20 protein-coding genes and 1 pseudogene are annotated in these 19896 nt (G+C 61.7%); 11 read left to right on the top strand and 10 right to left on the bottom strand.

The genetic code is table 11. The features are described 5' to 3' along the window. Window positions 1-110: 110 nt before the first annotated feature. The gene (locus AC07W0_RS14250; protein WP_017846039.1) at window positions 111-599 is read left to right on the top strand and encodes an Lrp/AsnC ligand binding domain-containing protein; all 489 of its coding nucleotides are present in this window, start codon (window positions 111-113) and stop codon (window positions 597-599) included. Between the two features lie 47 nt (window positions 600-646). Here the strand turns inward: AC07W0_RS14250 and AC07W0_RS14245 are convergent, their stop codons facing one another. After that, window positions 647-1000 carry a YkgJ family cysteine cluster protein gene (locus tag AC07W0_RS14245; RefSeq protein ID WP_017135860.1) on the bottom strand — a complete coding sequence of 118 codons (354 nt, stop codon included), beginning with the start codon at window positions 998-1000 and terminating at the stop codon, window positions 647-649. 114 nt (window positions 1001-1114) lie between these two features. Between AC07W0_RS14245 and AC07W0_RS14240 the strand changes: the two genes are divergently transcribed. Further along, the gene (locus AC07W0_RS14240; protein ID WP_046381651.1) at window positions 1115-2407 is read left to right on the top strand and encodes an NAD(P)/FAD-dependent oxidoreductase; all 1293 of its coding nucleotides are present in this window, start codon (window positions 1115-1117) and stop codon (window positions 2405-2407) included. A gap of 1 nt (window position 2408) precedes the next feature. Here AC07W0_RS14240 and AC07W0_RS14235 read toward each other — a convergent pair whose 3' ends face one another. Beyond that, window positions 2409-2633 carry a DUF1127 domain-containing protein gene (locus AC07W0_RS14235; protein WP_017846042.1) on the bottom strand — a complete coding sequence of 75 codons (225 nt, stop codon included), beginning with the start codon at window positions 2631-2633 and terminating at the stop codon, window positions 2409-2411. A gap of 165 nt (window positions 2634-2798) precedes the next feature. Here AC07W0_RS14235 and AC07W0_RS14230 point away from each other — a divergent pair, with 165 nt between their 5' ends. Both AC07W0_RS14230 and AC07W0_RS14225 read left to right on the top strand, forming a co-directional pair. Next, on the top strand, window positions 2799-4223 hold the full coding sequence (locus AC07W0_RS14230; RefSeq protein WP_046385149.1) for an aminotransferase-like domain-containing protein: 1425 nt from the start codon (window positions 2799-2801) through the stop codon (window positions 4221-4223). 62 nt (window positions 4224-4285) lie between these two features. Then, window positions 4286-5854: a phospholipase D family protein gene (locus AC07W0_RS14225; RefSeq protein WP_032804275.1), complete on the top strand. Its 1569-nt coding sequence runs from the start codon at window positions 4286-4288 to the stop codon at window positions 5852-5854. 63 nt (window positions 5855-5917) lie between these two features. On the opposite strand, the gene AC07W0_RS14220 is transcribed toward AC07W0_RS14225, so the two are convergent. Then, entirely contained in the window at window positions 5918-7060 is a 1143-nt protein-coding gene (locus tag AC07W0_RS14220; RefSeq protein ID WP_102617850.1) for an MFS transporter, read from the bottom strand. Between the two features lie 161 nt (window positions 7061-7221). Beyond that, entirely contained in the window at window positions 7222-8715 is a 1494-nt protein-coding gene (locus AC07W0_RS14215; RefSeq protein ID WP_046381649.1) for an aldehyde dehydrogenase, read from the bottom strand. 230 nt (window positions 8716-8945) lie between these two features. Between AC07W0_RS14215 and AC07W0_RS14210 the strand changes: the two genes are divergently transcribed. Further along, entirely contained in the window at window positions 8946-9308 is a 363-nt protein-coding gene (locus AC07W0_RS14210) for a cupin domain-containing protein (protein ID WP_017846047.1), read from the top strand. Between the two features lie 73 nt (window positions 9309-9381). On the opposite strand, the gene rpmG is transcribed toward AC07W0_RS14210, so the two are convergent. Together rpmG and rpmB are read right to left on the bottom strand one after the other, a co-directional pair. Beyond that, on the bottom strand, window positions 9382-9537 hold the full coding sequence (rpmG, locus tag AC07W0_RS14205) for a 50S ribosomal protein L33 (RefSeq protein WP_003176906.1): 156 nt from the start codon (window positions 9535-9537) through the stop codon (window positions 9382-9384). Between the two features lie 11 nt (window positions 9538-9548). Further along, window positions 9549-9782: a 50S ribosomal protein L28 gene (gene rpmB, locus AC07W0_RS14200; RefSeq protein WP_003176907.1), complete on the bottom strand. Its 234-nt coding sequence runs from the start codon at window positions 9780-9782 to the stop codon at window positions 9549-9551. A gap of 458 nt (window positions 9783-10240) precedes the next feature. Between rpmB and AC07W0_RS14195 the strand changes: the two genes are divergently transcribed. Further along, window positions 10241-11833 (top strand): ABC transporter substrate-binding protein, encoded by a 1593-nt coding sequence (locus AC07W0_RS14195; RefSeq protein ID WP_102617851.1) that lies wholly within the window; start codon window positions 10241-10243, stop codon window positions 11831-11833. 61 nt (window positions 11834-11894) lie between these two features. On the opposite strand, the gene radC is transcribed toward AC07W0_RS14195, so the two are convergent. Then, the gene (gene radC, locus AC07W0_RS14190; RefSeq protein ID WP_017846051.1) at window positions 11895-12569 is read right to left on the bottom strand and encodes a RadC family protein; all 675 of its coding nucleotides are present in this window, start codon (window positions 12567-12569) and stop codon (window positions 11895-11897) included. A 143-nt stretch (window positions 12570-12712) separates the two neighbouring features. Here radC and coaBC point away from each other — a divergent pair, with 143 nt between their 5' ends. The 4 genes and pseudogenes from coaBC (at window position 12713) to argB (ending at window position 16977) form a co-directional block, all read left to right on the top strand. After that, entirely contained in the window at window positions 12713-13921 is a 1209-nt protein-coding gene (gene coaBC / locus AC07W0_RS14185; RefSeq protein ID WP_102617852.1) for a bifunctional phosphopantothenoylcysteine decarboxylase/phosphopantothenate--cysteine ligase CoaBC, read from the top strand. Window positions 13922-13926: 5 nt separating this feature from the next. Further along, entirely contained in the window at window positions 13927-14382 is a 456-nt protein-coding gene (dut, locus tag AC07W0_RS14180; RefSeq protein ID WP_017846053.1) for a dUTP diphosphatase, read from the top strand. A gap of 242 nt (window positions 14383-14624) precedes the next feature. Continuing rightward, window positions 14625-16049, top strand: a pseudogene (locus tag AC07W0_RS14175) (phosphomannomutase/phosphoglucomutase); the annotation flags it as partial. Window positions 16050-16071: 22 nt separating this feature from the next. Further along, the gene (gene argB, locus AC07W0_RS14170) at window positions 16072-16977 is read left to right on the top strand and encodes an acetylglutamate kinase (protein WP_017846055.1); all 906 of its coding nucleotides are present in this window, start codon (window positions 16072-16074) and stop codon (window positions 16975-16977) included. A gap of 146 nt (window positions 16978-17123) precedes the next feature. On the opposite strand, the gene pyrE is transcribed toward argB, so the two are convergent. Then, complete coding sequence (gene pyrE, locus AC07W0_RS14165; protein WP_017846056.1) at window positions 17124-17771, bottom strand: orotate phosphoribosyltransferase; 648 nt, start codon at window positions 17769-17771, stop codon at window positions 17124-17126. Between the two features lie 82 nt (window positions 17772-17853). Here pyrE and crc point away from each other — a divergent pair, with 82 nt between their 5' ends. Then, window positions 17854-18633, top strand: coding sequence for a catabolite repression control protein Crc (gene crc / locus AC07W0_RS14160; RefSeq protein ID WP_003195493.1), 780 nt, complete (start codon window positions 17854-17856; stop codon window positions 18631-18633). A gap of 60 nt (window positions 18634-18693) precedes the next feature. Here crc and AC07W0_RS14155 read toward each other — a convergent pair whose 3' ends face one another. Together AC07W0_RS14155 and rph are read right to left on the bottom strand one after the other, a co-directional pair. Beyond that, on the bottom strand, window positions 18694-19062 hold the full coding sequence (locus AC07W0_RS14155; protein ID WP_017846057.1) for a DUF4870 domain-containing protein: 369 nt from the start codon (window positions 19060-19062) through the stop codon (window positions 18694-18696). A 22-nt stretch (window positions 19063-19084) separates the two neighbouring features. After that, complete coding sequence (gene rph / locus AC07W0_RS14150; RefSeq protein ID WP_003195497.1) at window positions 19085-19807, bottom strand: ribonuclease PH; 723 nt, start codon at window positions 19805-19807, stop codon at window positions 19085-19087. Window positions 19808-19896 lie beyond the last annotated feature (89 nt).

Raw genomic sequence — 19896 nt, 5'->3', positions numbered from 1 at the left:
GCAATGATGTGAGCAGTATAAAAAGCAATCACCAGTGCATTTCACTATATAAATGCCTATATTTGGCGACAATTCTTGGCAACAACCGTTTTCACAGAGGCGTATCCCCTATGCGTACCAACACCCAGACCAAACGGGAGCTGGACAAGATCGACCGGAACATCTTGCGCATCCTACAAGCCGACGGGCGCATTTCGTTCACGGAGCTGGGGGAAAAGGTCGGACTGTCGACCACCCCCTGCACCGAGCGCGTGCGCCGCCTTGAGCGTGAAGGGATCATCATGGGCTACAACGCACGCCTCAACCCCCAGCATTTGAAGGCGAGTTTGCTGGTATTTGTCGAGATCAGCCTCGACTACAAATCCGGCGACACCTTCGAAGAATTCCGCCGCGCCGTGCTGAAATTGCCCCATGTGCTGGAGTGCCACTTGGTCTCGGGGGACTTCGACTACCTGGTGAAAGCGCGGATTTCCGAGATGGCCTCGTACCGCAAACTGCTCGGCGACATCCTGCTCAAACTGCCCCATGTGCGGGAGTCCAAGAGCTATATCGTGATGGAAGAGGTGAAAGAGAGCCTCAATCTGCCCATCCCCGACTGACTGACACAACCGGGTCAATGTGGACGGGGGCTTGCTTGCTCCCACATTTAGACCAGCACCTGCCGGGTACTCGCCATGTATTCGTGGATCTGCTTCTCCACCCGCGGGTGAATCAGCTCCACCGGCCGGCGTCCATTGGGGCACGGCAAGGTCTTTGTGGTGCCGAAAAGCCTACAGATCAGCGGGCGCTCGTCATACACCGTGCAGCCATTGGGCCCCAGGTGTACGCAGTTCAACTCGTCCATGGCAGCTTCCTGTTCGGCAGCGGTCTTACGCGGCAGGCGCGACATTTCCTCGGGTGAAGTCGTCACCGGCCCACAGCAATCGTGGCAACCGGGGACGCACTCGAACGAGGGAATCTGTCGGCGCAATGCGCTGATTTTCTGACTGTTGCAACTCATCGAAACACGTACCGAACGGCGAATAGGCCTGGATTCTGCCGCAAAACCCCGCGGTGAGACAGCTTCGTCCGACCGCTGTATCCTGCGTCAAATTTTCCAAACGGGGATGTTCCCATGACTGCCAGCGCCCGGCACACCGCTTCCTACTACGCCGCCAGCAGCCTGCCGCAACCCGACTATCCGGCGTTGGCCGGCGAAACGGTGGCCGACGTGTGCGTGATCGGCGGCGGTTTTTCCGGGCTCAACACCGCGCTGGAACTGGCCGAACGCGGGTTCAGCGTGGTGCTGCTGGAAGCGCGCAAGATCGCCTGGGGCGCCAGCGGGCGCAATGGCGGCCAGTTGATCCGCGGCGTTGGCCATGGCCTGGAGCAATTCACCAACGTGATCGGCACCGACGGCGTGCGCCAGATGAAACTGATGGGCCTGGAGGCGGTAGAAATCGTGCGCGAGCGCGTCGAGCGTTTCCAGATCGCCTGCGACCTGACCTGGGGCTACTGCGACCTGGCCAACAAACCCCGCGACCTGCTCGGCCTCGCCGAAGACGCCGAAGAATTGCGCAGCCTGGGCTATCGCCACGAAGTACGCCTGCTGCAAGCCAGCGAAATGGGCAGCGTGATCGGTTCCGAGCGCTACGTGGGCGGCATGATCGACATGGGCTCGGGCCATCTGCACCCGCTGAACCTGGCCCTCGGCGAGGCAGCTGCCGCCCAAAAACTCGGCGTGCAACTGTTCGAGCACTCCGAAGTGACGCGCATCGACTACGGCCCCGAGGTCAACGTACACACCGCCCGCGGCAATGTGCGCGCCAAGACCCTGGTGCTGGCCTGCAACGCCTATCTGAAGGGGCTCAACCCACTGCTGAGCGGCAAAGTGCTGCCGGCCGGCAGCTATATCATCGCCACCGAGCCGTTAAGCGCCGCCCAGGCGGCCCAATTGCTGCCGCAAAACATGGCGGTGTGTGATCAGCGGGTGACGGTGGACTACTTCCGACTGTCTGCCGACCGTCGTCTGCTGTTCGGCGGCGCCTGCCACTATTCCGGACGCGACCCCAAGGACATCGGCGCCTACATGCGGCCGAAGATGGTGCAGGTGTTCCCCCAACTGGCCGACGTGAAAATCGACTATCAATGGGGCGGCATGATCGGCATCGGTGCCAACCGCTTGCCGCAGATCGGCCGATTGGCAGATCAACCCAACGTGTATTACGCCCAGGCCTACGCCGGTCATGGCCTCAACGCGACACACCTAGCGGGCAAGCTGCTGGGCGAAGCCATCAGCGGCCAGCAGCAGGGACGTTTCGATCTGTTCGCCCAGGTGCCGCACATCACCTTCCCCGGCGGCAAGCACTTGCGCTCGCCGCTGTTGGCGCTGGGGATGCTCTGGCACCGGTTGAAAGAACTGGTGTGACTCAACTGCGCCAGAACGGCTTCAAGCCTTCCTGGCGCGCCTGCTCGGCGGTCAACCCGATATCCCGCAGTTGCTCGGCAGTCAGCTCCAGCAGCACCTTGCGCGTGTGGCGACGGTGCCAGAACAGGCTCCAGCGGTTGCGGGTCGGGGCCGACATCGCCCGCGCCTGCCCCGCTTCCAGTTCCTGGCCGTGTAACGTCAGCCGCACATCGCTCATGCCGTTCATTTTGTCGTCCTCATTTGCTGGTTGCCATGAGTGACTAGAATGAGCGGGCGGACAAAACCATTACAGATTCAACCAAATTTTATTAAATCCATACAGATACTGCCCTCGAGCGGCTGAATCCTGTATTTTCCCTGGATCTGTACTGGTCCCCTGGGAGTGATCACCGTGACCCTTTACGTCAACCTCGCCGAGTTGCTGGGCACCCGCATCGAACAGGGCTTCTACCGCCCCGGCGATCGGCTGCCTTCCGTAAGGGCCTTGAGCGTCGAGCACGGGGTCAGTTTGAGCACCGTGCAGCAAGCGTATCGCATGCTGGAAGACAACGGCCTGGCGATGCCGAAGCCCAAGTCCGGTTACTTCGTGCCCGTCGGCCGTGAGCTGCCGGCCTTGCCCGAAGTCGGCCGTCCGGCCCAGCGCCCGGTGGAAATTTCCCAGTGGGACCAAGTGCTCGAGTTGATCCGCGCGGTGCCGCGCAAAGATGTCGTACAGCTGGGCCGCGGCATGCCGGATGTGTTGTCGCCCACCCTCAAGCCGCTGCTGCGCAGCCTGGCCCGCGTCAGCCGGCGCCAGGACCTGCCGGGGCTGTATTACGACAATATCCTCGGCTGTATGGAGTTGCGCGAACAAATCGCCCGACTGTCATTGGATTCCGGCTGCCAGTTGACCGCCGAAGACATCGTGATCACCACCGGCTGCCATGAGGCGCTGTCTGCCAGCATCCGCTCCATCTGCGAGCCGGGGGATATCGTTGCGGTGGACTCGCCGAGCTTCCACGGCGCCATGCAGACCCTCAAGGGCCTGGGCATGAAAGCCCTGGAAATCCCCACGGACCCGCTCACCGGCATCAGCCTCGAAGCCCTGGAACTGGCGCTGGAACAGTGGCCGATCAAAGTCATTCAACTGACCCCCAACTGCAACAATCCTTTGGGCTACATCATGCCGGAGGCACGCAAGCGGGCGCTGTTGACCCTGGCCCAGCGCTTTGACGTGGCGATCATCGAAGACGATGTGTATGGCGAACTGGCCTACAGCTACCCGCGCCCGCGCACCATCAAATCCTTCGACGAAGATGGCCGCGTATTGCTCTGCAGCTCGTTCTCGAAAACCCTGGCGCCGGGTCTGCGGATTGGCTGGGTCGCGCCGGGCCGCTACCTGGAGCGGGTGTTGCACATGAAATACATCAGCACCGGCTCCACCGCGACCCAGCCGCAGATCGCCATCGCCGAATTTCTCAAGGGCGGCCATTTCGAACCGCATTTGCGGCGGATGCGTACTCAATACCAACGTAATCGCGACATGATGCTCGACTGGGTCAGCCGTTATTTCCCCGCCGGCACCCGCGCCAGCCGACCTCAAGGCAGCTTCATGCTGTGGATCGAGCTGCCGGAAGGTTTCGACACCCTCAAGCTCAACCGGGTGTTGGTGGAACAAGGCGTACAAATCGCCGTAGGCAGTATCTTTTCCGCGTCCGGCAAGTACAGGAATTGCCTGCGCATGAACTACGCTGCCAAACCTACGCCGCAGATTGAAGAGGCGGTGCGCAAAGTCGGCGCCGTCGCGAGCAAGATGCTGGCCGAGGCCGCCGACTGACCTTTCCGGGAAAATAGCCGTCCTATGTCGACAACCGCCCTGATCTGGAAACGGTGCCCTTGATGACTCGACGGCTTTTAGCGTTTTTCCTGTTGGGCGCCCTGGCCCTGGGCGGCTGCGCCACGGTGAATGTGCCGCGCATCCCCAGCGATGCCCTGCCGGCGACGCAGTCGTCGTTCGGCCGTTCGATCCAGGCCCAGGCCGCGCCGCATCAGGGCCGCTCCGGCTTTCGCCTGCTGCCCAACAGCAGCGAGGCGTTCATGGCCCGCGCCGAACTGATCCGCAACGCCCAGACCAGCCTCGACCTGCAGTACTACATCGTCCACGACGGCATCAGCACCCGCCTGCTCGTGGATGAACTGCTCAAGGCCGCCGACCGTGGCGTGCGTGTGCGTATCCTGCTGGACGACACCACCAGCGACGGCCTCGATCAGGTCATCGCCACCCTCGCCGCCCATCCCAACATCCAGATTCGCCTGTTCAACCCGCTGCACCTGGGGCGCAGCACCGGCGTGACGCGCGCCATGGGGCGCCTGCTCAACCTGTCGCTGCAACATCGACGCATGCACAACAAACTGTGGCTGGCGGACAACAGCGCGGCCATCGTCGGCGGGCGCAACCTGGGCGACGAATATTTCGACGCCGAACCCAACCTTAATTTCACCGACATCGACATGCTCAGCGTGGGCCCGGTGGCCGAGCAACTCGGCCACAGTTTCGACCAGTACTGGAACAGCGCCCTGAGCAAGCCCATCAATGAATTCATCTCCAACCTGCCGTCCAAAGGCGACCTGGCCAGCGCACGCCTGCGCCTGGAAGAATCCCTGGCCCAGTCGCGCCAACAGAACCACGCCTTGTACAACCGCCTGCGCACCTACAAGACCGAACCGCGCCTGGACATCTGGCGGCGCGAGCTGATCTGGGCCTGGAACCAGGCGTTGTGGGACGCCCCGAGCAAGGTACTCGCCAAGAATGATCCGGACCCGCGCCTGCTGCTGACCACCCAATTGGAACCGGAACTCGAAGGCGTCAACCATGAGTTGATGATGATTTCGGCGTATTTCGTGCCGGGACAGCCGGGCCTGGTGTACCTGACCGGTCGCGCGGACGCGGGCGTCTCGGTGAGCCTGCTGACCAACTCCCTCGAAGCCACCGACGTGCCGGCCGTACACGGCGGCTACGCGCCCTATCGCAAGGCGCTGCTGGAGCACGGCGTGAAACTCTATGAGTTGCGCCGCCAACCCGGCGCACCCCGCACAGGCAGCGGCCCCCACCTGTTTCGTCGCGGCCTGTTCCTCGGCTCGGATTCCAGCCTGCACAGCAAGGCGATGATTTTTGATCGACAAAAGTCGTTTATCGGCTCGTTCAACTTCGACCCGCGTTCGGTGCTGTGGAATACCGAAGTCGGCGTGCTGGTGGACAGCCCTGAGCTGGCCGAGCACCTGCGCAATCTGGCGCTGCAAGGCATGGCGCCAGCATTGAGCTACGAGGCGAAATTACAGGATGGCCAGGTGGTGTGGACCACCGAAGATAACGGGCAACCGCACACCCTGACCCGCGAGCCGGGCAGCTGGTGGCGCCACTTCAACGCCTGGTTCGCCACCTCCGTCGGCCTGGAGCGCATGCTGTAGGAGCGAGCTTGCTCGCGAAGAACGCAAGAACACCGCACTTAACCAGCCTTCATCCCCTCGCGCCTAAGCGGGCTGCGCGGCGCCAAACGCCCCCTGACGCAACAACAGCACCACCAACCCCAGCGCCCCGGCCGCCATCAGCCACGGCAATGCATGCCCGCTGATCCACTGGCTGCCCGCACCGGCCACCAGCGGCCCGATCAGGCAACCGATGCCCCAGAGCTGCGCCACGTGGGCATTGGCGCGCACCAGCGCATCGTCGCGGTAACGCTCGCCGATCAGGATCAACGACAAGGTGAACAAACCGCCGGCACTCGCGCCGAACAGCACCCACACCGGCCAGATCAGCAGCGTGTGCATCAACAACGGGACCGCCAGGCTCGCCCCCAGCAACAGCAGCGCGCAGCTCAAGAACAGCGTGCGCCGCGGCAGGTAGTCGGCCACCGCACCGATGGGCAGCTGCAGCAACGCATCGCCCACCACCACCGTGCTGACCATCGCCAGGGCGATCTCGGCCGTGAAGCCTTGCTGCAAGCAATACACCGGCAGCAGCGTCAGGATCATCGCCTCGAACGCCGCGAATAACGCCACCGCCCAGGCAATCGCCGGCAGGCTCCGACAGAAGCGCCACAGCTCGGCAAACGTCACGCTGAAGGACTCGGCGGTCGGCGCCCCGGAACGCCCCAGCAACAGCAACGGCGCCAGCGTCAACAGGCCCACGCCCACCCAGAACCCATAGTCATGATCGGTGCCCAGCACGCCCAACAGCAGCGGCCCCGACAGCTGGCTCAGCGCATAGGTGCAGCCATACAGCGCCACCAGCCGGCCGCGCCATTGCTCCACCACCAACTGGTTGATCCAGCTTTCGCCAAGAATGAACACGATGGTCAGGATCACCCCGATCATCAGCCGCAGCACCAGCCACACCGGGTAGCTCGGCAGGATCGCCAACAGGCCGATGGACACCGCCCCCGCCCACAGGCACAGGCGCATCAGACGCGCAGTGCCCAGCCAGGACGCCAGCCGACTGGAAACCTTCGCCCCCAACAGCACGCCGAAGGCCGGCATCGCAGCCATCACTCCAATGGCGAAGCTGCCGTAGCCCCAGCCTTCCAGGCGCAGGGACACCAGCGGCATGCTGACACCCAACGCCAGACCAACGCTGAGCACCGAGGCCAGCACGGCGAAATAAGTCGCCCAACGCATTTCCACGCTCCTGTGGATAGTTTTTTCAGGGCTGCAAACGAACGGTAGGAGCGCGCTTGCTCGCGAAGAACGCCAACGATAACGCGTGCTGTCTGGTTGAACGCGGCGTCTTTGAGTTCTTCGCGAGCAAGCTCGCTCCTACAGGGGACCTGCGGTGTTGCTTAGAGCTTGATCCAGGTCGCCTTCAGCTCGGTGTACTTGTCGAACGCATGCAGCGACTTGTCGCGACCGTTGCCCGACTGCTTGAAGCCACCAAACGGCGCGGTCATGTCACCGCCGTCGTACTGGTTGACCCACACGCTACCGGCGCGCAGCGCTTTGGCGGTGAGGTGCGCCTTGGAGATATCCGCCGTCCACACCGCCGCGGCCAGGCCGTATTGGGTGTCGTTGGCGATGGCGACGGCTTCTTCGGCGCTGTCGAAAGTGAGCACCGAGAGGACCGGGCCGAAGATTTCTTCGCGGGCGATCTTCATGGCGTTGGTCACGCCGTCGAAAATCGTCGGCTCGACGTAAGTGCCACCGGTCTCTTCCAGCGTGCGCTTGCCGCCCGCCACCAGTTTGGCACCGTCGGCATGACCGGCTTCGATGTAGGACAGCACGGTGTTCATCTGTTGAGTGTCCACCAGCGCGCCGACGTTCGTGGCCGGGTCCAGCGGGTTGCCTGGCTTCCAGCCCTTCAGCGCGGCGATCACCAGCGGTAGGAATTTATCCTTGATGGAACGCTCCACCAGCAGGCGCGAACCGGCGGTGCAGACCTCGCCCTGGTTGAAGGCAATCGCGCCAGCGGCGGATTCGGCGGCGGCTTGCAGGTCCGGGGCATCGGCGAACACGATGTTCGGGCTCTTGCCGCCCGCTTCCAGCCATACACGTTTCATGTTCGATTCGCCGGAGCGGATCAACAGCTGTTTGGCGATTTTGGTAGAGCCAGTGAACACCAGGGTGTCGACATCCATGTGCAGCGCGAGCGCGTTACCCACGGTGTGGCCGTAGCCCGGCAGCACGTTGAACACGCCTTTTGGAATACCGGCTTCAACGGCCAGCGCCGCGATGCGGATGGCGGTCAGCGGGGATTTTTCGGACGGTTTGAGGATCACGGAGTTACCGGTCGACAGCGCCGGCCCGAGTTTCCAGCAAGCCATCATCAGCGGGAAATTCCACGGCACGATGGCGGCAACCACACCGACCGGCTCACGGGTCACCAGACCCAGCTGATCGTGAGGGGTGGAAGCGACTTCATCGTAAATCTTGTCGATGGCCTCGCCGCTCCAGCTCAGGGCATTCGCCGCGCCGGGTACGTCGATATTCAGGGCGTCGCTGATCGGCTTGCCCATGTCCAGGGTTTCCAGCAGCGCCAGCTCTTCGGCATTGGCCTTGAGCAACGCGGCGAAACGGATCATGGTGGCCTTGCGCTTGGCCGGCGCCAGGCGCGACCAGACACCGGAATTGAACGTGGCGCGGGCATTTTCCACGGCGCGCTGGGCGTCGGCGACGTCACAGCTGGCAACGCTGGTCAGCAGGCGGCCATCGACGGGGCTGATGCATTCGAACGTGTCGCCGGAAACGGCGGCGGTGTACTCGCCATTGATATAGGCGCGGCCTTCGATCTTCAGATCCTTGGCGCGTTGCTCCCAGTCGGCACGGGTCAGGGTGGTCATGCGAGTGTCCTCCTCTTATTGAATACAAGGGCCAGGCGATGTACCCCGGCAGCCTCAAAGAATGCTTGCCCCGCCAGCCAGTTGTTCGGCTCAAGGCAACTGCCACCCTAAACCAGCGGCTGGGGATGTATCAATATATTTGACATAACGCCGGTAAACGCCCTTGCGATGTTCATTTTAATAAACATAGACTTTGGGCTCTCCAACCGCAGGCCAGACGGGACACGCACATGAGCATCCAGGACATCGTCGACTTCAGCCAAGCCAACACCGCCCCAGATCGCTACCTCCCTGCCCCGGAAAAAATCCTCAAGGGCAATCCCGAGCAAACGATCTACAACCACTACAACAGCCCGTGCGGCCAGATGAGCGCCGGCGTCTGGGAAGGCGAAGTCGGGCAGTGGAAGGTCAACTACACCGAACATGAGTACTGCGAGATTGTGCAGGGGGTTTCCGTACTGCGCGATGCCGAGGGCAACGCCAAGACCTTGCGCGCCGGCGACCGCTTCGTGATCCCGGCCGGCTTCAGCGGCACCTGGGAAGTGCTCGAGCCATGCCGCAAGATCTATGTGGTGTTCGAACAGAAGGCCTGATCAGCAAATCCTGCGCAAAAAAAAAAGCCCGAATCGTGAGAAACGGGCTTTTTTTCACAAGGAAGAAAATCAATTACTTGATTTTGCCTTCTTTGTAGATCACGTGCTTGCGAACGCGCGGGTCGAACATTTTCTTTTCGAGCTTGTCCGGGGTAGTACGCTTGTTCTTGTCGGTAGTGTAGAAGTGACCAGTACCGGCGCTAGAGATCATTCGAATCAATTCACGCATGATAGAGCTCCTTAGATCTTGCCAGCGGCGCGGATTTCGGCCAGCACGACAGTGATGCCACGCTTGTCGATAATGCGCATGCCTTTGGCAGATACGCGCAGACGCACAAAACGTTTCTCTTCTTCAACCCAGAAGCGGTGATGCTGCAGGTTCGGCAGGAAACGACGACGGGTTTTGTTATTTGCGTGGGAAATGTTATTCCCAGTCACCGGACCCTTACCGGTAACTTGACAGACTCTCGACATGCCTCAGCCCTCTAAAACCACATGCCCAACCCGGCATGGGTTGGCCGCTTAATCTCTCAGTCATTTGGCGCCAGGCGCCGCGTTTCTTTAGGGTCTTACCGGCTACACCTACAAGCGAAGGAACCGGGCCCCTAGAAAAGAGCGCTGCTTTATACCAGAAAGACCCAAGTGCAACAACAGCCCGTGTGTTTTTACCGGCGTAAATCTCGGCGACAGATGGCCGAACCGTTGCCAGGAGGGGCCGCTGCAATAGCCGACCGCTCGTCGCACAGAATGATTTACAACGCCCGCAAGTACCAAAAAGTACAAGGCGAAACGCGCTGAGGCGCCATCAAAACAGCATTTGAGCCAAAAGCACAGGCAAAAATGGACTAGTCATTTATCAATCAGACCACTACGGTAGGACTTTTCCAGACTGCACTCGCAGATGGGCCTTCGATCTGCACAGGAAACCGAACATGCGCCTCGCTGCCCTACCGCTTTTGCTAGCCCCTCTGTTTATCGCGTCGCAGGCCCTGGCGGCCACCAATCTGAGCGTGTGTACCGAAGCCAGTCCCGAAGGGTTCGACGTAGTGCAGTACAACTCGCTGACCACCACCAACGCCTCGGCCGACGTGCTGATGAACAGCCTGGTGAACTATGACGCAGTCAGCGGCAAGCTGGTGCCAAGCCTGGCGGACAGTTGGGAAGTGTCGCCGGACGGCCTGACCTACACCTTCCAGTTGCACCCCAACGTAAAATTCCACCGCACCGACTATTTCACCCCGAGCCGCACCCTGACCGCCGAGGATGTCCGCTTCAGCTTCGAGCGCATGCTCGATCCGGCCAACCCATGGCACAAGATCGCCCAGAGCGGCTTCCCCCATGCCCAGTCGCTGCAATTGCCGGCACTGATCAAGAAGATCGACGCCCTTGACCCGCTGACCGTGCGCTTCACCCTCGATCACCCCGACTCAACCTTCCTCGCTGCGCTGAGCATGGGTTTTGCCTCGATCTACCCGGCCGAGTACGCCGACAAGCTGCTCAAGGCCGGCACCCCGGAGAAGCTCAACAGCCAGCCCATCGGCACCGGCCCGTTCATTTTCACGCGGTTCCAGAAAGATGCCGTGGTGCGCTACAAAGCCAACCCGGACTATTTCGCCGGCAAACCGGCTGTGGATAACTTGATCTTCGCCATCACCCCGGATGCGAACGTGCGCCTGCAGAAACTGCACCGCGACGAATGCCAGATCGCACTGTCGCCCAAACCCCTGGATGTGGGCGAAGCCGAGAAAGATCCTGCACTCAAAATAGAAAAAACCGCAGCATTCATGACTGCATTCGTCGCGATCAACAGCCAGCACCCACCGCTGGACAAGCCCGAAGTGCGCCAGGCGATCAACCTGGCCTTCGACAAGGACAGCTACCTCAAAGCCGTGTTCGAAGGCACCGCCGAAGCCGCCAACGGCCCCTACCCGCCCAACACCTGGAGCTATGCCAAGGAGTTGCCGGGTTATCCACAGGACATCGCCAAGGCCAAGCTGCTGCTGGAGCGCGCCGGGCTCAAGGACGGCTTCAAGACCACGATCTGGACACGCCCCACCGGCAGCCTGCTGAACCCCAACCCCAACCTCGGCGCGCAACTGTTGCAGGCGGACCTGGCCGAGGTCGGCATCCAGGCCGAGATCCGCGTGATCGAATGGGGCGAGCTGATCCGCCGCGCCAAGGCCGGCGAACATGACCTGCTGTTCATGGGTTGGGCCGGCGACAACGGCGACCCGGATAACTTCCTGACTCCGCAGTTCTCCTGCGCGGCAGTGAAATCCGGCACCAACTTCGCCCGCTATTGCGACCCGGCCCTGGACAAACTCATCAGCGCCGGCAAGACCACCAGCGAGCAAGGGGTGCGCAGCAAGCTGTATCAACAGGCCCAGGCGCAGATCCAACAGCAGGCACTGTGGCTGCCGCTGGCGCACCCGATGGCGTTCGCCCTGATCCGCAAGAATGTCAATGGGTACCAAGTGAGCCCGTTTGGGCGGCAGGACTTTTCGAAAGTCAGCGTCAAGCCCTGAGCTGCAAGCTGCAAGCCCCCTTGAGGCTTGCAGCTGCAACCTTGCAACTGCTCTGCCCCTCCTACATCCACCCGTATTCCGCCATCGACAATGGATCACCATCGCCCACGATGATGTGATCCAGCACCCGCACATCCACCACTTCCAAGGCTTTTTGCAGGATTTTGGTCAATTTTCGATCAGCCGCACTCGGCTCCACACTCCCCGAGGGATGGTTGTGGCACAGGATCAACGCCGCCGCGTTATACGCCAGGGCGCGCTTGACCACTTGCCGCGGGTAAACCACGGTGGCGTCGATGGTGCCCTGGAACAACGCCTCGAACCCCAGCACCCGATGCTTTGAATCGAGAAACAGGCAGCCGAAAATCTCGTGAGGCTCATGGCGCAACAGCGCCTTGAGGTAGTCCCGCACAGCGACCGGGCTTTCCAGCACCGAGTCACTGCGCAGCTGTTCGGCCAAGTGGCGCCGGGACATTTCCAGTACCGCCTGCAGCTGGGCAAACTTCGCCGGCCCCAGCCCCAACTGCTGGCTGAACAGCACCTGGCTGGCCTCCAGCAGCGGGCGCAAGCCACCGAACTGCGCCAACAGATGCCGCGCCAGGTCCACCGCACTCCGCCCGGCCACGCCAGTGCGCAGGAAGATAGCCAACAGTTCGGCGTCGGACAGCGTTGCGGCCCCCCATTCCAAAAGCTTCTCCCGCGGCCGCTCGGCCACCGGCCAATCACGAATACTCATCCCGCCTCCCTGTGCATGTGCGCCGCTGTTGCCTGGCGGACGCTGTGTTATCGTAGGCCCTCTTTTTTGCATGCGATTTCACCTGGGGAGGGGGCATCGCAGGCGTCACTGAACTGGCTTCACTGAACTGGAAAGGCAAACCAATGCAGCGTCTGTATCGGAAACGCATCGTTCTCGGCGTCGGCGGCGGCATTGCCGCCTACAAGAGCGCAGAGCTGGTTCGCAGGCTTCTCGACCAGGGCGCCGAAGTGCGCGTGGTCATGACCCGCGGCGGCAGTGAGTTCATCACCCCGCTGACCATGCAGGCCTTGTCCGGCCACCCGGTTCACCTGGACCTGCTGGACCCGGCCGCCGAAGCCGCCATGGGCCATATCGAACTGGCCAAATGGGCCGACCTGGTGCTGATCGCCCCGGCCACCGCCGACCTGATCGCCCGCCTGGCGCAAGGCATCGCCGATGACTTGCTGACCACGCTGGTCCTGGCCACCGACGCCACTGTCGCCATCGCCCCGGCCATGAACCAGGCCATGTGGCGCGACCCGGCCACCCAAGCCAATATGCAGCTCCTGCAAAGCCGTGGCCTCAAGGTGTTCGGCCCGGCCTCCGGCAGCCAGGCCTGCGGCGACGTCGGCATGGGCCGCATGCTCGAAGCCACCGACCTGGCACTGTGCGCCGCGGAGTGCTTCCAGCACCTGGCCCTGACTGGCAAGCACGTGTTGATCACCGCCGGCCCGACCCAGGAAAACATCGACCCGGTGCGCTACATCACCAACCATAGCTCAGGAAAAATGGGCTTTGCCCTGGCTGAAGCGGCGGTCGAGGCAGGCGCGCGCGTGACCCTCATCACCGGCCCGGTGCATTTGCCGACGCCCGATCGTGTCACCCGGATCGACGTGGTCAGCGCCCGGGACATGTTGGCGGCCTGTGAGGCGGCCATTCCCTGCGACCTGTTTATCGCCTCGGCAGCGGTTGCGGATTACCGCCCGGAAGTCGTCGCCCCGCAAAAGCTCAAGAAAGACCCTACCAGCGGCGACGGCCTGCTCCTGCAAATGGTGCGTAACCCGGACATCCTGGCCACCATCGCCAGCCGCCCGGACCGTCCGTTCAGCGTCGGTTTCGCCGCCGAGACCGAGCACCTGCTGGACTACGCCGCACGCAAATTGAAAGACAAAAACCTCGACCTGATCGTTGCCAATGATGTCGCCAACCCAAGCATCGGCTTCAACAGTGAGGAAAACGCCTGCAGCGTGATCGACCGCGACCTGCACGCCACCCTTTTCGCCCAGACCAGCAAGGGCAAGATTGCCCGCCAACTGATCTCTTTTATCGCCCAACGGCTGAACCAGGTTTAATTTACATGCACGCTTTGCAAGCCAAGATCCTCGACCCCCGCATCGGCACCGACTTCCCCCTGCCGGCCTATGCCACACCGGGCTCCGCCGGCCTGGACCTGCGCGCCATGCTCAAGGAAGACACCGTCCTCGAGCCGGGCCAGACCCTGCTGATTCCGACCGGCCTGTCGATCTACGTCGGCGACCCGGGCCTGGCGGCGCTGATTCTGCCGCGCTCGGGCCTCGGCCATAAGCACGGCATCGTGCTGGGCAACCTGGTCGGCCTGATCGACTCGGACTACCAGGGCGAGCTGATGGTGTCATGCTGGAACCGCGGCCAGACCGCCTTCAACATCGTCGTCGGCGAGCGCATCGCGCAGCTGGTGCTGGTGCCGGTGGTGCAGGCGCACTTCGAACTGGTACAGGAATTCGACGCAACCCAACGCGGCGCAGGCGGTTTTGGGCATTCCGGCAGTCACTGACCACACCAAACCGGGGCGGACGCTACCGTCCGGCCCGGTTAGATGCCACCGCATGACCTTTCAGGATGAAGAATGCGCGGACCTGACGATCGACATTTCATCAGTAAAATCAATGCATTACGTAAACATAAGCGCGGAGCGGATGCTCCGATGGCCTTTTTGCACCACGAACTCTGCACCGAAAACGCCGTCATACCCTTCAGTTTAAGCCTGCCGGTCAGCCACATTAAGGCCAGCCTTGTCTCTTTCAGATGGAGTTTCCCCCCGCGATGAGTACCGCCGCCCGAGTAGCCCCGACCTTCCCCGACAGCATCTTCCGCGCCTATGACATCCGTGGCGTGGTGCCCAAGACCCTGACTGCCGAAACCGCCTACTGGATTGGCCGCGCCATCGGCGCCCAAAGCCTGGCCCAGGACGAACCGAACGTTTCGGTCGGCCGTGACGGTCGCCTGTCCGGTCCCGAACTGGTGGAGCAATTGATCCAGGGCCTGGCCGACAGCGGTTGCCATGTCAGCGACGTCGGCCTGGTGCCGACCCCGGCGCTGTACTACGCCGCCAACGTGCTGGCCGGCAAATCCGGGGTGATGCTCACCGGCAGCCACAACCCGTCGGACTACAACGGCTTCAAGATCGTCATCGCCGGCGACACCCTGGCCAACGAACAGATCCAGGCCCTGCACACGCGCCTGAAAACCAACGACCTGACCAGCGGCAAAGGCAGCATCACCAAGGTCGACATTCTTCAGCGCTACTCCGACGAAATCACCGGCGACGTCAAACTCGCGCGCCGCCTGAAAGTGGTGGTGGACTGCGGCAACGGCGCGGCCAGCGTGATCGCCCCGCAACTGCTCGAAGCCCTGAACTGCGAAGTGGTGCCGTTGTTCTGCGACGTCGACGGCAACTTCCCCAACCACCATCCAGACCCGGGCAAGCCTGAAAACCTGGTGGACCTGATCGCCAAGGTCAAGGAAACCGGGGCCGACGTCGGCCTGGCCTTTGACGGCGACGGTGACCGCGTGGGCGTGGTGACCAACACCGGCGAAAACGTGTTCGCCGACCGCCTGCTGATGCTGTTTGCCCGTGATGTGGTGGCGCGCAACCCGAATGCCGAAATCATCTTCGACGTAAAATGCACCCGTCGCCTGACGCCGCTGATCAAGGAATATGGCGGTCGCCCGCTGATGTGGAAGACCGGTCACTCGTTGATCAAAAAGAAAATGAAGGAAACCGGCGCACTGCTGGCCGGCGAAATGAGCGGCCACGTGTTCTTCAAGGAGCGCTGGTTCGGGTTTGACGACGGCATTTACAGCGCCGCTCGTCTGCTGGAGATCCTCAGCAAGGAAAAATCCACGGCGCAGGAGCTGTTTCAGACCTTCCCGAATGATATTTCTACGCCAGAGATCAATATCCATGTGACCGAAGAGAGCAAATTCAGCATCATTGACGCATTGCACGATGCGCAATGGGGCGAAGGCGCCAACCTGACCTCCATTGATGGTGTGCGAGTCGATTACGCCAAAGGCTGGGGCCTGGTTCGCGCGTCCAACACCACACCGGTGCTGGTGCTGCGTTTCGAGGCGGATACCGAGGCTGAGTTGCAGCGCATCAAGGACGTGTTCCACGTCCAGTTGAAACGTGTTGCCCCCGATCTCCAATTACCGTTCTGATTTTTTTGCACCGGAGCCCTGAATGACCCTCGAACGCGAAGCCGCTGCCAACACCGCCAAGGTCCTGTCCGAAGCGTTGCCCTACATTCGACGCTACGTCGGCAAGACGCTGGTGATCAAATACGGCGGCAATGCCATGGAAAGCGACGAGCTGAAAACCGGCTTTGCCCGCGATATCGTGTTGATGAAAGCCGTGGGGATCAACCCGGTGGTGGTCCACGGCGGCGGCCCGCAGATCGGCGACCTGCTCAAGCGCCTGTCGATCGAAAGCCACTTCATCGATGGCATGCGTGTCACTGACGCGCAGACCATGGACGTGGTGGAGATGGTCCTCGGCGGCCAGGTGAACAAAGACATCGTCAACCTGATCAACCGCCACGGCGGCAGCGCGATTGGCCTGACCGGCAAGGACGCGGAGCTGATCCGCGCGAAAAAACTGACCGTGACCCGTCAGACGCCGGAAATGACCCAGCCAGAAATCATCGACATCGGCCAGGTGGGCGAAGTGATCGGTATCAACACCGACTTGCTGAACCTGCTGGTCAAAGGTGATTTCATCCCGGTCATCGCGCCGATCGGCGTGGGCGCCAACGGCGAGTCCTACAACATCAACGCCGACCTGGTTGCCGGCAAAGTGGCCGAAGCGCTGAAGGCTGAAAAGCTGATGCTGCTGACCAACATCGCCGGCCTGATGGACAAGCAAGGCAAGGTGCTGACCGGCCTGACCACCCAACAAGTGGACGAGCTGATCGCCGACGGCACCATCTATGGCGGCATGCTGCCGAAGATCCGTTGTGCGCTGGAAGCGGTACAGGGCGGCGTCGGCAGCTCGCTGATCCTTGATGGCCGCGTGCCAAATGCGATTCTGCTGGAAATCTTCACCGACACCGGTGTGGGTACGCTGATCAGCAACCGCAAGCGTCCTTAACCACAAAAAGCCCCACCCTCTGTAGGAGCGAGCTTGCTCGCGAAAAACGTAAAGACGCCGCGTTCATCCAGAATAAACGCGTCATCGTTGGCGTTCTTCGCGAGCAAGCTCGCTCCTACAGGGTGGGGCTTTTTGTTGTGCGGCGTTTACTGGACGCCGAACTGCTCGCGGTACGCCCGTACTGCCGGCAAGTGCTGCTTGAGCTGCGGATCATCTTCCAGGAACTGCAACACCTGGTTCAACGACACGATGCTCACCACCGGGATGCCGAAATCGCGCTCCACTTCCTGGATCGCCGACAACTCACCATTGCCACGCTCCTGGCGGTTCAAGGCGATCAACACGCCTGCGGCCTTGGCACCCTCCTGGGAGGCGATGATCTGCATCACTTCACGGATGGCGGTGCCAGCGGTGATCACGTCGTCGATGATCAGCACGTTGCCGGTGAGCGGCGCGCCCACCAGGCTACCGCCTTCGCCATGGGCCTTGGCTTCCTTGCGGTTGAAGCACCACGGCAGATCGCGCCCATGGTGCTCGGCCAACGCCACGGCCGTCGCGGCGGCCAGGGGGATGCCCTTGTAGGCCGGACCGAACAGAACGTCGAAGGAAATACCGCTTTCAACGATGGCAGCCGCGTAGAAACGCCCCAGCTGAGCCAGGGCCGAACCCGAGTTGAACAAGCCGGCATTGAAGAAATACGGGCTGGTGCGCCCGGACTTGAGGGTGAACTCACCGAAGCGCAAAACCCCGCGATCGATGGCAAAACGAATGAAATCGCGTTGATACGCCTGCATGAAAAAAGCCTCAGATACCACGGATTTAGCTAATTAGGTAGACGGCGTGTATCATACACGCACGCGATTTTTGGGGCCATTTATGCGGATCATCAGTGTGAACGTTAATGGTATTCAGGCTGCAGTCGAGCGTGGTTTGCTCAGTTGGCTGCAAGCCCAGAATGCCGACGTCATCTGCCTGCAGGACACCCGCGCCTCCGCCTTTGAACTGGACGATCCAGCCTTCCAACTGGATGGCTACTTCCTTTATGCCTGCGATGCCGAAGTGCCCACCCAAGGTGGCGTGGCTTTGTACTCGCGGTTGCAACCCAAGGCGGTCATCAGCGGCCTCGGCTTCGAGACAGCCGACCGCTACGGGCGCTACCTGCAAGCCGATTTCGACAAGGTCAGCATCGCGACCTTGCTGCTTCCTTCGGGGCAGAACGGCGATGAAGACTTGAACCAGAAGTTCAAGCTAATGGACGACTTCGCCCGTTATCTGGATAAACAGCGACGCAAACGTCGCGAGTACATTTATTGTGGCTCGCTGTACGTGGCGCAACAGAAGCTGGATATCAAGAACTGGCGCGACAGCCAGCAATCCCCGGGCTTCCTGGCGCCGGAACGGGCCTGGATGGACGAGATTGTCGGCAACATGGGCTATGTCGATGCCCTGCGCGAAGTCAGCCGCGAAGGCGACCAGTACAGCTGGTGGCCAGACAACGAACAGGCTGAGATGCTCAACCTGGGCTGGCGTTTCGACTACCAGCTGCTGACCCCAGGCCTGCGTCGCTTTGTGCGCAGCGCACGCCTGCCACGCCAGCCGCGCTTCTCGCAGCACGCGCCGCTGATCGTGGACTACGACTGGACACTGACCATCTGAGGTCTTTGCCCAGGCACAAAAAAAACCGACATCGCTGTCGGTTTTTTTGTGCGCGCCTGGTTACTTGATCAGCCGCCAGGTCCACGGGTAGCGGTAGGCCGTGCCGTTGTTGGCCTTGATCCCGCCAATGATCGTCAGCACCAGCGCCGCGACCACCAGGATCAACATCAACAGGAAGCCGATCACCACGAACCCCAGCACCATGCAGACCAGCCAGGCAATGGCCACGGTGATCTGGAAATTCAGGGCTTCCTTGCCCTGATCATCGATCAGCGGGTCCATGTCCTTCTTGATCTGCCACAGGATCAGCGGCCCCAACAGGCTGCCGAAAGGGAACACCAGGCCCAGAAACGCCGCGAAGTGACACAACATCGCCCATTGGCGGACTTCCTTGGACGGTGCTGGAACCGGCAGTTGACTGTCACTCATGGCGTTTCTCCTTGAAGCCGGTTCAGTCGGCCAGCGCGGCGTTCTGCAGCTCGAAAATCTCGGTCATGCCTTTCTGCGCCAGCGCCAGCATGGCATTCAGCTCAGCCGGCTGGAATGGCGCACCTTCGGCGGTGCCCTGCACTTCGATGAAACCACCGGTGCTGGTCATCACCACGTTCAGGTCGGTCTCGGCGGCCGAGTCTTCCAGGTAATCCAGGTCCAGCACTGGCTCGCCCTGGTACATACCCACCGACACAGCGGCGATCATCTGCTTGAGCGGGTCGCCGGCTTTCAGGCCGCCACGCTTCTTGATCACTTTCAACGCGTCGACCAGCGCAACCATGGCACCGGTGATGGAGGCAGTGCGCGTGCCGCCGTCGGCCTGGATCACGTCGCAGTCGACGTACAGGGTCACGTCGCCCAGCTTGGACATGTCCAGGGCAGCACGCAGCGAACGGCCGATCAGGCGCTGGATTTCCAGGGTACGGCCGCCTTGCTTGCCACGGCTGGCTTCACGCTGGTTACGCTCGCCAGTGGCGCGCGGCAGCATGCCGTATTCGGCGGTCAACCAACCCTGGCCCTGGCCCTTGAGGAAACGCGGCACGCCGTTTTCGACGCTGACGGTGCAGATCACCTTGGTATCGCCAAACTCGACCAGTACAGATCCCTCGGCGTGTTTGGTGTAGTTGCGGGTGATGCGGATCGAGCGGAGCTGATCGGCAGCGCGACCACTTGGACGTTTCATAGGGGATACCTGTACGGAGGACGAAAAACTGCCGAGCATTATAGAGCCGCGAGCCGATTCGGGGCACGTCTAAAAAATTCGGTTACGAA

This window comes from Pseudomonas sp. GW704-F2 (genome assembly GCF_059423025.1).
This window is presented reverse-complemented; position numbering and strand designations above follow the sequence as displayed.